Source organism: Halomonas sp. ND22Bw, from assembly GCF_003011945.1.
Classification (GTDB): Bacteria; Pseudomonadota; Gammaproteobacteria; order Pseudomonadales; family Halomonadaceae; genus Halomonas; species Halomonas halophila.
This window is the reverse complement of sequence record NZ_PXWD01001268.1, coordinates 1-256: the sequence shown is the minus strand read 5'-3', so window position 1 is coordinate 256 and position 256 is coordinate 1. Positions and strand designations below refer to the sequence as shown.

Annotated in this window: 1 protein-coding gene; it reads right to left on the bottom strand. The window is 61.3% G+C overall.

What is annotated here, in order from left to right; genetic code table 11:
- Positions 1–173: HU family DNA-binding protein (locus tag CVH10_RS22260; RefSeq protein WP_181244680.1), on the bottom strand; the 173-nt coding region annotated here is incomplete at its 3' end.
- Positions 174–256: the final 83 nt, after the last annotated feature.

Genomic DNA, 256 nt, shown 5'->3' with positions numbered 1-256 from the left:
CGCGCGGCCCGCTCCTGGACGGTGAAGGTGCCAAAACCCACCAGGGAGCCGCGGTCGCCCTTCTTCAGGCTGTCAGCCACGGCGTCGACCATGGCGGCCAGCGCACGGGAAGCGGCTGCCTTGGGAATATCGGCAGACGCAGCAATGGCTTCGATCAGCTCGGACATGTTCACACTTCACCCCTTGACTGTTACGTAAATTGGCTCTAATCGGCGAGACATACGGCTGACTGACGCGATCACAGCATGGCGATAGT